Origin of the sequence: Actinomadura sp. NBRC 104425 (assembly GCF_030269545.1) — a bacterium.
GTDB classification, from domain to species: Bacteria; Actinomycetota; Actinomycetes; order Streptosporangiales; family Streptosporangiaceae; genus Spirillospora; species Spirillospora keratinilytica.
This window is the reverse complement of record NZ_BSTN01000033.1, coordinates 23,391-38,269: the sequence shown is the minus strand read 5'-3', so window position 1 is coordinate 38,269 and position 14,879 is coordinate 23,391. Positions and strand designations below refer to the sequence as shown.

Annotated in this window: 12 protein-coding genes and 1 pseudogene; all 13 read left to right on the top strand. The window is 68.4% G+C overall.

Features of this window, described 5'->3' with window-relative positions; all coding sequences use genetic code 11:
• Positions 1-288: 288 nt before the first annotated feature.
• The 13 genes and pseudogenes from QSK22_RS30095 to QSK22_RS30035 all read left to right on the top strand — a co-directional run bounded on the left by QSK22_RS30095 (position 289) and on the right by QSK22_RS30035 (position 14,536).
• Complete coding sequence (locus tag QSK22_RS30095) at positions 289-3,552, top strand: NACHT domain-containing protein (RefSeq protein ID WP_285497833.1); 3,264 nt, start codon at positions 289-291, stop codon at positions 3,550-3,552.
• A 37-nt stretch (positions 3,553-3,589) separates the two neighbouring features.
• Positions 3,590-3,945, top strand: a pseudogene (locus QSK22_RS30090) (transposase family protein); the annotation flags it as partial.
• Positions 3,946-4,282: 337 nt separating this feature from the next.
• Positions 4,283-4,798 (top strand): hypothetical protein, encoded by a 516-nt coding sequence (locus QSK22_RS30085; RefSeq protein WP_285497832.1) that lies wholly within the window; start codon positions 4,283-4,285, stop codon positions 4,796-4,798.
• A gap of 794 nt (positions 4,799-5,592) precedes the next feature.
• Entirely contained in the window at positions 5,593-6,303 is a 711-nt protein-coding gene (locus tag QSK22_RS30080) for an SAF domain-containing protein (protein WP_285497831.1), read from the top strand.
• Between the two features lie 59 nt (positions 6,304-6,362).
• Positions 6,363-7,100 carry a hypothetical protein gene (locus QSK22_RS30075; protein ID WP_285497830.1) on the top strand — a complete coding sequence of 246 codons (738 nt, stop codon included), beginning with the start codon at positions 6,363-6,365 and terminating at the stop codon, positions 7,098-7,100.
• Positions 7,097-8,500, top strand: coding sequence for a TadA family conjugal transfer-associated ATPase (locus QSK22_RS30070; RefSeq protein WP_285497829.1), 1,404 nt, complete (start codon positions 7,097-7,099; stop codon positions 8,498-8,500). The genes QSK22_RS30075 and QSK22_RS30070 overlap by 4 nt, the downstream gene beginning before the upstream one ends.
• On the top strand, positions 8,500-9,384 hold the full coding sequence (locus QSK22_RS30065; RefSeq protein ID WP_285497828.1) for a type II secretion system F family protein: 885 nt from the start codon (positions 8,500-8,502) through the stop codon (positions 9,382-9,384). The genes QSK22_RS30070 and QSK22_RS30065 overlap by 1 nt, the downstream gene beginning before the upstream one ends.
• A complete protein-coding gene (locus QSK22_RS30060; RefSeq protein WP_285497827.1) occupies positions 9,381-10,274 on the top strand; it encodes a type II secretion system F family protein in 894 nt (297 codons plus the stop codon). The genes QSK22_RS30065 and QSK22_RS30060 overlap by 4 nt, the downstream gene beginning before the upstream one ends.
• 37 nt (positions 10,275-10,311) lie before the next feature.
• Positions 10,312-10,521, top strand: a complete 210-nt coding sequence (locus QSK22_RS30055; RefSeq protein WP_285497826.1) for a hypothetical protein — start codon at positions 10,312-10,314, stop codon at positions 10,519-10,521.
• A gap of 7 nt (positions 10,522-10,528) precedes the next feature.
• On the top strand, positions 10,529-10,957 hold the full coding sequence (locus QSK22_RS30050; RefSeq protein WP_285497825.1) for a TadE family protein: 429 nt from the start codon (positions 10,529-10,531) through the stop codon (positions 10,955-10,957).
• Positions 10,954-11,397, top strand: coding sequence for a TadE/TadG family type IV pilus assembly protein (locus QSK22_RS30045; protein WP_285497824.1), 444 nt, complete (start codon positions 10,954-10,956; stop codon positions 11,395-11,397). Before QSK22_RS30050 ends, QSK22_RS30045 begins: the two co-directional genes overlap by 4 nt.
• Complete coding sequence (locus QSK22_RS30040) at positions 11,394-11,864, top strand: TadE/TadG family type IV pilus assembly protein (RefSeq protein ID WP_285497823.1); 471 nt, start codon at positions 11,394-11,396, stop codon at positions 11,862-11,864. The genes QSK22_RS30045 and QSK22_RS30040 overlap by 4 nt, the downstream gene beginning before the upstream one ends.
• Positions 11,861-14,536, top strand: coding sequence for an AfsR/SARP family transcriptional regulator (locus QSK22_RS30035; protein ID WP_285497822.1), 2,676 nt, complete (start codon positions 11,861-11,863; stop codon positions 14,534-14,536). The genes QSK22_RS30040 and QSK22_RS30035 overlap by 4 nt, the downstream gene beginning before the upstream one ends.
• The last annotated feature ends 343 nt before the right edge of the window (positions 14,537-14,879 follow it).

Sequence of the window (14,879 nt, the reverse complement as noted above, 5' to 3'; positions counted from 1 at the left end):
GCACCATCAGCCGCCGGATAGTGACCTTCAGGGCCTTGAATCGGCGTGTGAACAGGGGCAGGTTCCCGCTGGCCGAGCCATGCCGATGGCGCGTCCTCTGCCGGTGGGGCGGTCGGTGGCAATTGGTGACGAGGCGATATTCCGACTGTCGCACTATCGACTCGAGGACGGTTCGGCTTGCTCTCACCGTCTCCTGCGCGCTGACGACACTAACCAGAGGAGGACGACCACAGGACACGGAAGCGGGTTGTTGCGATACTGATACCTGCAGAGTGAATTGGGGGTGCCGTGTCCGTCGAGGTAGCCGCGCTGGGTGTGGGTAGAGCCGTGGCGCAGCTGGTGGTCGGCCGTTGGTTGTCGGGGCGTACAGCCAGGGCGGCGGTCTCCAAGGATCTGGTCGAGCTGATCAAGACCGGATTTCCCGACGAGTTCAAACAGCGCAAGGCCACGCGGCAGTTCGAGGCCATCGCCGACGCGGTAACCGAACGGCTGCTGACCTTCACCAGGCAGGAATTCGGCGGCCTCGACGACAACGACCGCGAGGCCGTCCTGCACCAGGTGATCATGACCCTCGACCGCGCCGACCTGTCGGATGAGGCGCTGCTGGCCGATGACATGGACCCGGTGAAGCTGGCGCGGCGACTGCGTGCAACCCTACCCGCGCGGCAGGCCGACTTTCAGCTCGGTGAGGCCGGCGCGCGGCTGTATGAGGTCGTGCTGGACGAATGCTGCGACTGCCTAGCGCGCATCCTCATACATCTGCCGCAGTTCGAGCCGCGGGCCGCTGCAGAGACGCTGGCCCGGCTGTCGGGGCTGGCCGAGCGAGTGGAGGCGGTGCTGGCCCGCCTTCCCGCGCGATCGCTCACCGCGCCAGAAGGGGAGTCCGACGATGAGGAGTTCACCCGCCGCTACCTGACCACCGTCAGCGAGAAGCTCGACCAGGTGGAGCTGCTCGGCCTGCGTTTTGAACGCCTCACTCGACCGCAGACCACGGTGAGTGTCGCCTACATCAGCCTGAACGTCTCCAAAGAGGACCGGCCGCGCGCGGGCAGACCCGAGGCGATCCCCATCAGCGACTGGCGTTCGGACAACCGCGACAGCGGCACGATCCGAGTGGAGCACGCCCTGAGCCAGCACCAGCGGGTCCTCATCCGCGGCGAGGCGGGCGGCGGCAAGAGCACTCTGCTGTTCTGGCTGGCCGTCACAGCCGCGCGCGGTGCCTTCACCGGGGAACTATCGGACCTCAACGGCTACGTGCCGTTCCTGATCAAGCTGCGCAGCTACGCGGACCGGCCGCTGCCACGCCCCGAGGAGTACCTGGATGACGTAGCCGGCAACCTGAGCGGGATCATGCCGCGCGGCTGGGTGCACCGGCGGCTGCTGTCGGGCCGTGCCATGCTGCTGGTCGACGGGGTCGACGAGGTGACCGCCTCCCAGCGGCAAGCCGTCCGCCATTGGCTCAAGGACTTCGTCGCCCAGTTCCCGAGCATTCGCGTCGTGGTCACCTCACGGCCCGCGGCGGCCGCCACGGGCTGGCTGCGCGCCGAGGGCTTCGGCACGGTCTTCTTGGAGCAGCTTGGCCCGGCGGACCTGCGCGCCCTGGTGCGGCGCTGGCACGACGCTGTGCGCGACTGCGCCGACCTGCCATGCCCTGTCGAACGGTTGCCCGCCTATGAGGCCAAGCTGCTGGCCCGGTTGGAAGCCGGACCGCATCTGCGAACGCTGGCCGCCACGCCGTTGCTGGCGGCGATGCTGTGTGCGCTCAACCTGGACCGGGAGGCCCTGCCCCGCGACCGGATGGGGCTGTACGCGGCGGCGTTGGACATGCTGCTGGAGACCAGGGACACCGTCCGCAATGTGCCCAGCGCCCGAACCGTCCTGTTGGAGCGCGAGCAGAAGATCCGCATCCTGCAGGAGCTGGCGTGGCATCTGTCGACCAGTAGCCGTGTCGAGCTGCCCAAGCCGATGGTGGAGCGGCTGATCGCCGACCGTTTGACCGCGATGCCGCAGGTGCGGGCCCGTGCCGAGCAGGTTTTGGAGGTGCTGCTGCACCGCAGCGGCGTTATCCGTGAACCGGTACCTGGCCGGATCAACTTCGTGCATCGCACCGTTCAGGAATACTTGGCCGCTAAGCAGGCCGCTGACCTTGGCGACATGGACCTGCTGGTGCGCAACGCCCACCGCGACCAGTGGCGCGAGACCGTCATCATGGCCGCCGGCCACGCCAACGAACCGCTGCGCCGGGAGCTGATCACGGGCATCCTCGGCCGGGCGGGGGCCGAGCCGAGGAGGGCTCGGCAGCTCAAGCTGCTGGCGGTGGCGTGCCTGGAGACGCTCCCCTTCGTTCCCGACGACCTGCGCGCAGCTCTCGACCGGTGCCTAGATGATCTGATCCCTCCGCGTACCGATGCCGCGGCCCGGTCGCTGGCCACCGCCGGCGAACCGGTCCTGGCGCGGCTACCGCAGAGCCTGGACGGGCTGTCGGAGGCTTCGGCCAGGGCGACCGTCCAGACAGCCTGGCTGATCAACGGACCTGAGGCACTGGACGTGTTGGCCCGTTACGCTGCCGACCCACGCGTGGCCGTTCAGCTCGAGCTCAGTGATGCATGGGAGTACTTCGACCCCGACGAGTACGCTGAGCGTGTCCTGGCGGCCAGGCCGCCGGGCGGAGCCCTCGTCGTCACGTCGCCGGATCGGCTCGCCGCACTCAGCAAGGCATCCCCGGTATCGTCGCTGGCGGCGCGGAACCTGGACGGGCGGGTCGATCTGGGCTTTCTCTCAGCTCACGCCGCCTCGCTCCAGCAGCTGCACCTCTACTACAGCGAACCCGGTGCCGACCTGACCAGCCTGCCCGTACTGCCCCAGCTCCGCGGGCTCGTCGTCGATGCCCCCGGGCTCGCAGACCTCGGCTTCCTGGACACGCTGCCCCCACTGAAGGTGATCTGGCTTCAGCGGTGCGAGGACATTGAGGACTACTCGCCATTGCTGCGGTCCACCGCGCTCCAGACGCTGGGCCTAGTCGGCTGCCGCCGACTGCGCCCCCTGCGGCAACTTCCCCCGCTCGGCACCGTAAACGATCTCTCGCTGGCGCGTTCGGACCTCGGCCACGAATTTGACGCGCTTATCCATGCCGCCCCAAACGTGACCATTCTCTACCTCGACGACTGCGACTGGCTCAACGACCTCAGACCGCTGACCGGGCTCCAGCTCCAGCACCTGTGTATCGACGGATCCACGGTGAGTGACCTGCGTCCACTCGCCGGGCAGACTTACCTGCAGAGCCTCAGCGCATCGCACACCCGCGTCGGCGATCTGACTCCCCTGCAAGGGCTCACCGAACTGAGACGCCTGTGGTTGTCCCGCTGCGATGCCGTCGCGGACCTGCGCCCCCTGGCCGAACTACCGAAACTCAAGGAACTTCATATCAAGGGGATCGCGGCTGGCACCGACCTATCGCCACTGGCTCAGAACCGGCGGCTGACCGTGCACATCGCCGCCGGACAGGACGTACGCGGCGCGGAGGCGCTGGGACGTCGCCTGAAGATCGCCTGACAGATCGCTCCAAGCGAGCGTGATCACACGAATCCATATCGTGTGGGTGTCGGGGGCGCTGCCCGGCGCGATCGGGGATCTGACGGCCGCCCGGATTTGGGGCATCCTGCGCCAGTTGGAGGCCGCCGGGCTGATCACGCCGCCGACACGGGATATCAGGGTGCGGGTGCACCGCTGATCACGCCGTACAAGGGGAAGGGCAAGCCAGGGCCGCAGAAGGACGCCAACCATGCGCACGCGCGGCTACGCGGCCCCGGCGAACGCGCCATCGCCCAGCTGAAGACTTGGCATATCCTGCGCAAGCTGCGCTGCTGCCCGCACAAGGCCGGCCGACCCGCCAAGGCCATCCACGTCCTGCAAGACGGCGAGATCCAGGCTGCCACCCGAGGATGAAAAGCATCTAGTGGTCCCCTTGGCTCGGCCCAGCGTTCCAGACACGTCAGCAGGCCGAGAGAGTCACCGCCCGGATGGAACGGCGGACCAAAACGAGCATACCTTTTCAGGGGAGGATGCTAGCAATTCAGTCAAATTACTGGATCTCGCCAGTAGACTCACCACTCCCGCGAAAATTTACTCTCTTTGCGGAGTGGAAGAGGGGCTGACTCCTCCCGTACGGCCTACCATCATCCACGGCCTGACCACTGTCAACGATCGAGGAGTTGATATGAGCAGGGCCGCCCCGAGGTCAAAAGGCGCCACCCCGACGAAACTTGCTCGAACGATAACAGTCTTGACCTTTCTTGCGCTCCTGTCGGGCTGCACTCCGGAGCAAGCCAGCGTCACGCTGCCAAAGCAGTCGGCACGGGAAGCGCAAGGTGCACCGGGAACGCCTTCCGACACCGCGGCGGCACCGGAATCCGAGGCGGTGAAGAGTGCGTACCGAGGATTCGTTTCCGCGCTGGAGCGCGCAGATTCACTGCCCGACGCTACCCGCAAGCAGCAACTAGCGACATATATGATCGACCCTCAGCTCTCGCGGGTTCTCGAAGTCGTCAAGGAACACAAGGCAGATCACCTCGCCACCTATGGATCAGTGATCGTCCACATCAACAGCGTCAGCGTTGACGGCGACGACGCCACTCTTCGTGATTGCCAAGACGCCACTAACGCCGGGCTGCGCGACACCCGCACCGACAAGAAGATCAACCGGGGTGTCCGGGAGCGGCATGTTGAGGCCACCCTGAAGAAGGGGGCCGATGGACGCTGGCGCGTCAGCAAGCACATCATTCTCGGCGAGGGCTGCTGAGGGATGCCCACTCTCGCCGCCGGCCTCGTCCTCGCGCTTCTTCCGATTGGGCCTTCCCTGCCCGTGGACCCGCTCCCACCAACGACGAATATGGACGGTTACAGCTTCGGCGCTGCCTCGGAAGGGAAGCCGGGCGCGACGCACAAGAAGCCAGTGGGAGCGCACAGGGCGAAGACGCCACGCAGCAAGAAAGGCGACTCCTCCGAGTCGTCTCTCCCATCAGCCTTGTGTTCTCCCTGGATTCTGGAGGGGGGCGCTCCGCTCTGTGTCATCCCCCGCTCCCCGACGCGTGGGAGACGAGTCTCCCCAGCCCAGCTGGCGGCCTCAACATGGGAGCGGCTCCCCATCCCTGCGCCCTCTGTGCGGACGGCGCCGCCCCGGGGCGCGCAGGGCCTGGTGGGCTTGCCGCATTGGTTCTGGGTGACGAACGGCGGGCCGCTGAGCGATCGCGCCGAGGCGGGCGGCGTGTGGGTGGAGGTTACCGCCAGGCCGCAGAGCCTGACCATTGACCCCGGCAACGGGCAGAGGGCATTCCGCTGCCGTGGAACCGGCACCGTCTATGACCCGTCGCGGCCCGCGGCTGCACAGCGATCCACGTGCTCTCACGCCTACACACGGTCATCCGCCGGCCAACCGGCCGGCGCCTATCGAGTGCGCGTCACGGTCGTGTGGGGAGGCACCTGGACCGGCTCCGGAGGAACGGGAGGCGCGTTGCCGCCGCTGAGTCGTTCCACCAGCTTCCCGCTTCGAGTGGCCGAAGCTCAGGGCCTGTACGAACGGCAGTAAGGAAGACGATGGCGCAGAGGACCCTGTCCAAGCCTCGGTCGGCGCAAGGCACCGCGAGCCCATTCCGTTCGATCTCCGCGCGGCTGCCTCGGCAGCGACGTCCGGCCTGGATCGTGGCCGGTGTGATGCTGATGACGCTGGCGGTGCTGATGAACGTCTATCTCTTCCAGAGTTCCAGTCGTCGGGTGCCGGTTGTGGTGTTGGCGCGGGACGTACCGGTGGGGCAGCAGATCTCGCGTGCCGACCTGACGACCGCACAGGTCGCTGTGGACCCGATCGTTCAGACGATTCCCGCGCACCAGCTGGCCGAGGTCGCCGGGCAGCGGGCGGCGGTCGGGCTGAGGAAAGGCACGTTGCTGTCCGCGTCCCAGCTCACCGGCCAGGTCAGCCCGTCCCCAGGGCAGGCGCTGGTGACGGTGCCGTTGAAGACCGCCGAGCTTCCTCCAGGGCTTGCGCCGGGATGGCAGGTACGGGTGATCTCGACGCCCGGAGCGTCCGGAAACCCCGATCGGAGCAGCGGCCACGAGGGCGACGGACCGACGCAGGAGGCGGGCATGGCACGAACGGGTATCGCCGCTGTCGTCGATCAGGTTGGACAGCCAAGCACGGAAGGGACTGTGACGGTCTCTCTTGCGGTGGCCCAGGCGGACAGTGCGGCCGTGGCCAGACAAGCGGCGGTGGGAGCTGTGGCGTTGGTCGTGACGGCGAGGAGGGGTTGAGGATGGCCCTGTTCTGCTTGACCTCGCCTGGCGGGGCACCCGGTGTGACGACGACAGCCGTGGGGCTGTCGCTCACCTGGCCGGGCAGGGTGTTGCTGGCCGAGTGCGATCCCGCCGGTCGCCGGGTCCTTTCCGGCTTCATGACGGACCGGTTGACGCAACCGCCTGGTCCCGGGCTCCTGGGCCTGGCGATGGCGCTGCAGAGCGATCCGAAGGCTGCGGCGGCCTTGGACGACTACACACTGCCGCTCACAGAGTCGGGCCAGGCACGGCTGCTGTACGGCATTCATGATCCTCGGCACGCCCGACAGCTGGCCCCGGCCTGGCAGTCGCTGGTGAAGGCGTTCCTGACCGGCGACGGGGACGTGATCGCCGACCTGGGACGGATCGGCAGCGCCGAAACGCCGGTCAGTGTGCTGGAGGCCGCCGACGTCGTGCTGATGATGCTGCGGCCCACGTTGGGGCAGGTGGACGCCGCCCGTCCTCGCCTGGATGTGCTCCGGAACGTTGTCGGGAGCAACGCGCGGATCGGGCTGTGTCTGTTGGACGACGGCTCCTACAGCGCTGCCGAGGTGGGGCGGGTCCTCGACGTACCCGTGTTCGCCGAACTTCCCCACTCGCCCGCGGATGCGCGAGTCCTGTCCGATGGCGCACCACCACGATTGACCTTCAAGTCCTCGTTGCTGATGCGCGGGCTGGATGGGCTGGGACGGCGTATGCGGCAGGCCGCCGACGAGGTGGCCGACCAGGTAGAAGGTTCGCGCTCAGGTCTGGCGGCGTCCAGGAGTGCCCCGTGACGGCCCGGGGATGGAGCGACCCCCTCGTCACGACCAGCGCCGGGCATGATGCCCGGCTTTCCTTCGGGGCTGGCAGCGACGTCACGCCGGCCGAGGCTGGCCCGGTGGCTGATTGGACGGTGATCCGCGAGATCTCACAAAGCCTGGCGGACGTGCTGGACGACGCTGTGGACCGCAGGCACGCGCGGGACCTGATCGAAGCTCAAGTCCAACAGTGGGCTCATGACCAGATGACATCCGGACATCTGGTTCCGTCCGCCGAGGTTCAGCGGCAGGTGGCCCAAGCGGTCTTCGATCAACGCTTCGGCCTGGGGCCGTTGCAGCCGTTCCTGGAGCGATCCGATGTGGAGAACATCGTGGTCAACGGCTGCCGCCAGACCTGGATCACCTACACCGACGGCTCCAAGAAGCCGGGCCCGCCGGTGGCCGAGAACGACGAACGCCTGGTGGAGTGGATCCAGCTGCTGGCGCGCCGCGGCAACACCGGCCGGGAATTCTCGCATGCCAGCCCGCTGCTGGACGTCGCGCTCTCCGACGGCGTGCGGCTGGCGGTGGTGCACTGGGTGTCACGGCATCCGCATCTGGCGATCCGGGTGCATCGGCTCGTCGATGTCACGTTGGGGCAGCTGACGAAGCTGGGGACGTTGACCGAGCCGCTGGAGCAGTTCCTGCGTGCGGCGATCCTGGCCCGCCGGAACATCATCGTGTGCGGGGAGGTCAACAGCGGGAAGACCACGCTGGTTCGCGCGCTGGCCAACGAGATTCCCGCCGACGAGCGGATCATCACGCTGGAAAGCGACTTCGAGCTGTTCCTGGACGACCCCCGCCTGGCGCACCGCCACCACGACGTGGTCGCACTCGAAGCACGCCAGGCCAACGCCGAGGGCGCCGGCCTGGTCCGCCTGCAGGACCTGGTACCGGCATGCCTGCGGCTCAACCCGGATCGAGTCATCGTCGGCGAGGCCCGGCAAGGCGAACTCGCGCCGATGCTCGAGGTGATGTACAGCGGGGCGCGCGGCTCGATGTGCACCCTCCACGTGCATCGTCCAGAGCACGTGTTCAACCGCGTCGTCCAGCTCGGCCGCCGCGCAGACCTTGGGCTCAGTCCCGAAGACCTGCACCTGATGTTCGGGATGGCCGAGCCGCTCATCGTCTACATCGAACGCGACCCGGTACGGAACGCACGGTTCGTGACCGAGGTGATGGAGGTCGGGCCGCCCGCCGATTCCGCCGAACCGACACGCAACCACATCTTCGTCCCAGGTCCGGAGGGGGTCGCCACACCCGCCGGCGGCCACATCAGCGCGACCTTGCTGGACGAACTGGAAGCGCACGGGTTCGATCCCGCCATGCTGACGAGCGATGCCGACACCGCCTCGTCCGGCGCGGGGTGGTCGTGATGGTGCTGCTGGCCGCCTGCGCGGGCATGTGCGTCGCTGCCGCTGCCCTCAGCATCATCGCGGGGCTGATCGGTGCTCCTCCGGGTCGCCGGGATGGGCGTCCGCCGTCGCGGCTCCAGGTGGTGTTGCGATCGGCTGTGCGGCCTGAGCGCCGCAATCGGCTGCTGACCGCCACAGGTGCGGCCTTGGCGGTATTGCTGGCGTTGCGTTGGCCGGTCGCCGCCATCGCCGTCGGCGCGGCCGTCTACGCCCTTCCGCCGATGCTGTCGGGACGCGCACCGACGCGGCAGATCGCGAAGCTCGACGCGATGGCGCAGTGGGCGCGGCGGCTGGCGGAGATGATGGGCGCCAGCCGCGGCCTGGAGCAGGCGCTCGCCGACAGTGCCCGGGTTGCTCCGGCGGCCATCCGGGAGCCGGTCGGGATGCTGGCCGACCGGCTCAACAACCACGCCGCCACCGAGCAGGCCCTGCGTGCGTTCGCCGACGACTTGGACGACCCGGTCGGCGATCTGATCGCCTGCGCGCTGATCCTGGCCGCTAAGCGGCGCGGGCCCGGCACGCGTCAGGCACTCAGCCTGCTGGCCGACGCGGTCGAGCACGAGGTCCTGGTCAGGCGGGATGTGGAGGCCGAGCGCGCCAGCCTTCGCACCACCCTGCTGGTGATCGTGCTTTCGGTTGGAGCCCTCAGCGCCCTGTTCGTGTCGTCCCAAACCCTGGCCGAACCCTACGGGACGCCCCTGGGGCAAGCGGTCCTGGGCGTGGTCGCCGCCATCTACGCCGTCGGGCTCTGGTGGATGCGGCGGCTGTCCGTCCTGTCGACCGGCAGCCGCTTTCTGCACGCGCGTCACCCTTCACCCGCCCGCGAGCGAGGAGCAGCATCGTGATCACGCTCGCCGCGACAGCGGGTTTCCTGGCCGCACTCGGGATCATCACGGTGGTCCGCGAGTTCCGGCCTGCTCCACCGCGGTTGGACCTCGCCCTGGCCCGTATTCAGGCCACCCCGCTCGTTCCGCCGTCATCCCCGCCGGCCCCGTCCGGCGGTGAGCGGGTCGGAAAGTGGCTGGTCGAGCACCTCGCCCGCCCTTCCGGGGCGCTGGCCCTCCCCCGAGCCGATCTGGCTCTGCTCGATCGGCCGGTCGAACGGTTCATGCTGGACAAGCTGATCCTGTTCGTCACCGGGCTCGTCACGCCGTCGGTGTTCTTTTGGCTGGTGGCGCTGACCGGCGGGAGTTTCACCTGGCCGGTGCCGGTGATGGCCAGTCTGGCCCTGGCCGTGCTGCTGTCGTTCATCCCCGACTGGAGTGCGCGTTCCGAAGCCCGTCAGCGCCGCAAAGACTTCCGGTACGCCTTCTCCGCCTACCTCCAACTCGTCGTCCTCGAACGCGAAGCAGGTTCCGCGCTCAACGCCGCGTTGGAGGAGCCGACGAAGACCGCCGACGGGTGGGCGTTCCAACGCATCCACCAGACGCTCACGCGGGCCCGCCATGCCCAGCAACACCCCTGGGGACTGCTGGCCCGGCTGGGTGAGGACATCGGCGTCCGCGACCTGATCGACCTGGCTCACACTGCCGAGATAGCCGGAATCGAGGGCGCGAAGATGCACGACGTCCTGGTCGCCAAGGTCTCCTCCATGCGGCGGGAAGCCGCGGCGTCCGCCCGTTCCGAAGCCAACAGCCGCACCACCACCATGTGGGTCCCAACCTCCCTCCTCATGCTCGGCTTCGTCATCCTCGTCGGCTTCCCGTTCTTCTCCAAGCTCATGGGATCCGGCTGAAACCGCCAGCGAAAGAGCCAACCGCAAAGGGAGGGGCATGAAGCAGATCAACGCGGCGGCGGCCCTGCTCGCCGTCATCGCCGTCCAGCTCGTCAACGCGCCGCGGGAACCCATCCGCGGTGATGATCGGGGCTCCAGCGTCGTGGAGACGATCATCCTCGTCGCGGGGTTCGCCACCCTGGCCTTCACCATCTACCTCGCTGTCTCCGGCAAGGTCCACAGCTGGATCAGCAAGATCCCCGGATAGTCGCGTGATGGTCCGTGCGACACCGCAGCCCACACACGTGCCGCCCCGCAGGCCAGCGGGGAGCCGCGACCGGGACGCCGGTTCGGCCACCGTCTCGATCGCCATCGTGTTCCCGGCGATCGGCGTGCTGTTCCTGGCTCTGATCCAGGCCGTGTTGGTATCCGTCGCACAGGACGTCGCTCTGGGCGCGGCGGAGGAGGGGCTACGCGTGGCCCGCGCCCGCCACGGAACCCATGCCGGAGGGCATCACGCCGCCGCGGCTTTCGCCCGTCAGGAACCGGTCCTGCAATCCCCGGCCGTGACCGTGACGGGGACCAACACCATTACCGTCCGCGTCCACGGATTCGCGCCCTCGGTCGTGCCCGGCATGCACTTCCGCATCGAACGCACCGTCCGCGGCGCACGTGAGCGCTTCACCACTCCGCAACAGCCATGACCCTGCAGATGCACATGGGGAGACGAGGCCGCGCGAGCGACGCGGGGAACGTGGTCGTCGAAGCGGCCATCCTGGCGCCGTTGTTCATGCTTTTTCTGGCGGGCTTGCTGATCGCGATGCGCATCCAGCACGGCAGTGCCGTGGTCAGCCAGGCAGCCGCCGACGCCGCCCGCCAAGCCTCCATCTCCAGAACCGCCGGACAGGCACAGGCCGCCGCGGCCGCCAGCGCGAGGGCCACCTTGCGCAACCGCGGGCTGCACTGCACTCCGCAAGTCCGGCTCGACGTGTCGGGGTTTCACCGTCCTGCCGGCCGGAACGCCACTGTGGGCGCGCAGGTCACCTGTCACATCCGGCTGGCGGACCTCGGTCTCCCAGGGCTGCCCGGATCCCGCACCGTCACCAGGGAACGGCTGTCACCCATCGACCCGTACCGAGGATGAGCCAGATGCCGTACTGTCCACCTTCACGTGCGCGCCTGTGGGATCGTTCAGGACCTCGCGATCAGGGCAGCCTGAGCGTCTTCGCCGTCATCATCACCCTGGTCGTGGTGACCCTCTTCGGCGCCGTCGTGGACTTCGGGCAGAAACTGCAGGCCCGGCACGACGCCTACGCCACCGCCCAGGAAGCCGCACGTGCGGGCGCCGGCCAAGTCGACCTCGACCGCGCCTACGCGCAAGGCCGCTTCGTCGTCGACCGCGCGCACGCACTGCGCGCCGCCCAGAACTACCTGCGGGCAAGCGGGCACACCGGCTCGGTCACGACAGTCGGACCCCGCTCTATTCAGGTACGCGTGACGATCACCAAGCCAGCCCTCTTCCTCCCCCTCATCGGGATTCCCTCAGTGAGCGCCAGCGGCGTCGCAACCGCTGAACTCACCACCGGAGTAGAAGGACCACAGCAGCCATGACCCGCACCGCCGAGATCTGGCGCGGCATCGGCGCCTTCATCGTCCTGGCGTCCCTGCTCGTCGGCTTCCCCTTCCTCCTGTACGTGGTCGGCGGCTCACCCATCCCCGACCACCTGCCCGCATGGCCGGAGGTCGCCTCCGCCCTGATGAGGCCCGACGACGACCACGCACTGTTCCTGAGCGCCGTGAGGCTGATCGGCTGGTCGGCTTGGCTCCTGTTCGCCGTCCTCATCGGGACCGAAACCGTTGGCTACCTCGCTGGACGCCCGGGACCGCACCTGCCCAGGCCGGTCCGCCCGGCGCAGCTCCTGGCCCGGGACCTGGTCGCCATGGCCGCGCTCCTTTTCACAGCGAGTACAGCCCTGACCAGCTCCGTTGGCTCCCTCCCCGCGCACGCGGTGACGGCGGAAGCCGAGGAGCTCCCGGCGCCGTCACCGTCCTTCACGAGCGACGCTTCGACGCACCCTCAAGCCGTCCCGACCACGGAGCCCTCAAAAGCGGATGCCAAGCGACCGAGTTGGCGCACACGGACGATCAAGCGGGGAGACACCCTGTGGGACATCGCGCGCCGCCATTACGGCTCCGGGAGGCTCTACCCGAGGATCTTCAAGGCCAGCCGCGACCTCGACCAGCCAACAGGTGTCCCGCTTCTGCGACGCCCCAGCCTCATCTACCCCGGCCAGCGGATACGCATCCCGCTCGACACCCGCACGACCACCGCCCCTCAGCAATCCCGGGACCAGCCCACCGACGCTCCCAAGCACGCTGACGCTGCACCAACCGGTTCGCAAAAGGCCACTCAAGCTCCGGCGAGCGACGCGCGCCAACCAAACCCAGTTGCTCGTCGACCAACAACCTCCGCCCCCGCTCCCTCCGCATCTGCAAGCACCGGGCCCCAGCCTCATGACTCGGCGACCCCGCCACCTTCCGGCCAGACAGCCTCAACCGTGACGCTTCCCTCCGGCACCCGGATCGGACTCGGACTGGCAGCGGCCCTTAGCCTCGCCCTCGCCATGACCCGGCTCCACCGCCGACGCCGACGCCCCCTCAATCACGAGCAGTGGCCCAGCGCGACCACCCCAGATCCAGCCCCGCCAGCGGCCGTCGCCAAGGCGCACAAGACGCACCTCGACATGCGCGCCGAGCACGGCGAGCCGATCCCCAGCGACATCGACCTGGTCACCACGAACCAGAACCCGCCCACCCCAGATCACATCACCGTGGGGACCCTCCGTGGGAACGCCGTAACCCTGCCCTTGCCCGGCCTGAGCATCGGGCTCGACGGCGACGGCGCCGCGTCCGCGATCCGGGCCATCACCACCGAGCTCCTCGCCAAAGCCCGCCGCGACCGCGTCGAACTTCTCATCCCAGAGCACGACGTCCGCACGCTGTACCCAAGCTCCGACATCATCGAAGTGGCCGCCGGTCTCCCTGGCCTCACCATCACCCCGACGCTGAACGCGGCCATCACCCACCTGGAAACCGAGATCATCCGCCGAGCCCGGCTCCTGGAAACCGCCGACGCACCCGACCTGCCCAGCCTGCGCACCGCAGACCCAGGCGAACCACTCCCCGCCCTCCTCGTCGTCGCCTCGGTCCCCGACGAGTGCTCCCACCGGCTGCACACCGTCATCCAGCTCGGTCACCGCCACGGCATCGGCGCCCTGGTCCACGGGCCCTGGCCACAGGGCACCACAACCAACATCGCCGACAACGGAACCATCACCAACGCCCACGGCCCGCACGCCGACCTCCTGACCGGGACCCACCTGTTCCACCTCACCGCCGACGATGCCGCCGACATGCTCCAAACCCTCCGCACCGCCACCGGCAAACCCGACCCCACTCCCCCTCAACGCACCGACCGAACACCACCACCCCCCACCCCCGTACCGCCACGACCACAGGCCGACCAGGCACAGCAGTCCCTGGTCCAACTGCTTCTGCTGGGCCCCACGCGCCTTCGCACCACCGGCGGGCCCATCGACACCGGACTACGCCGAAGCTCCAAAGGCCTGCTGGCCTACCTCGCCCTCCACCCCGACGGCATCACACGCGACCAAGGCAGCGCCGCGCTCTGGCCAGACCACGAACCCGACAACGCCGCCACCATGTTCCACACCGCCGTCAGCAACATCCGCAAAGTCCTGCGCCACGCCACCGGCCTGCGCGAGCCCATGTTCATCCTCCACGCCGCCGGCCGCTACCGCCTCGACCCCCACCTCATCCACGTCGACGTATGGCGCCTGTCCGCACTCCTGCAGCAAGCCCACCAAGCCACCGACGACGCCGCGCGGATCGACGCCCTGCGCCCCCTCACCAACCTCTACACCGGCGACTTCGCCACCGACCTCACCGAGGAATGGGCCGAAGCCCACCGCGAATACCTCCGCCGCACCGCCGTCGACGCACTGGCCCACCTGGCACACCTCACCCAGAACGACCACCCCGACCAAGCACTGGCCACCCTCGAACAGGCCCTCCGGCACGATCCCTACTCAGAACCGCTCTACCGCTCGATCATGCAACTCCAAGCCCGCCTCGACCGCCCCGACGCCGTCCGCCGCACCTACCAGCTACTCACCACCCGCCTCGCCGAACTCGACACCGAACCCGACGACGAAACCCACCGCCTCCTCACCCGCCTCCGCCACCAGCACAGCGACCGCTGACAGGCTGGGCTCCAGATATCCCCGCAGCCAAGGGCCGATTGTGCGCACGTCCAGGTCTTGTCACCGACGCCGTGAATCTTCGTCCGGCGCGTACCGACTGACAACGGCCTGTACCACCGCACGCACGACCCCCTGGCCGCAGCTGTGATGTCCAAGCACCCCACAAGCGCCGACTGCACTTGCATCCTGGTTTTGCATATGCATAACCACTGCTACTGAGTGGCGAGCTGCAAGGCTGTTGCGCTCACCGCCCTGAAGCAGCCGTCACCACGTGAAGACCATGTGGCTGTCGTGTCTGTCGGCGATCAGCCCCTTGATCATCTGCTCGTGCGGAGTGCCCGCG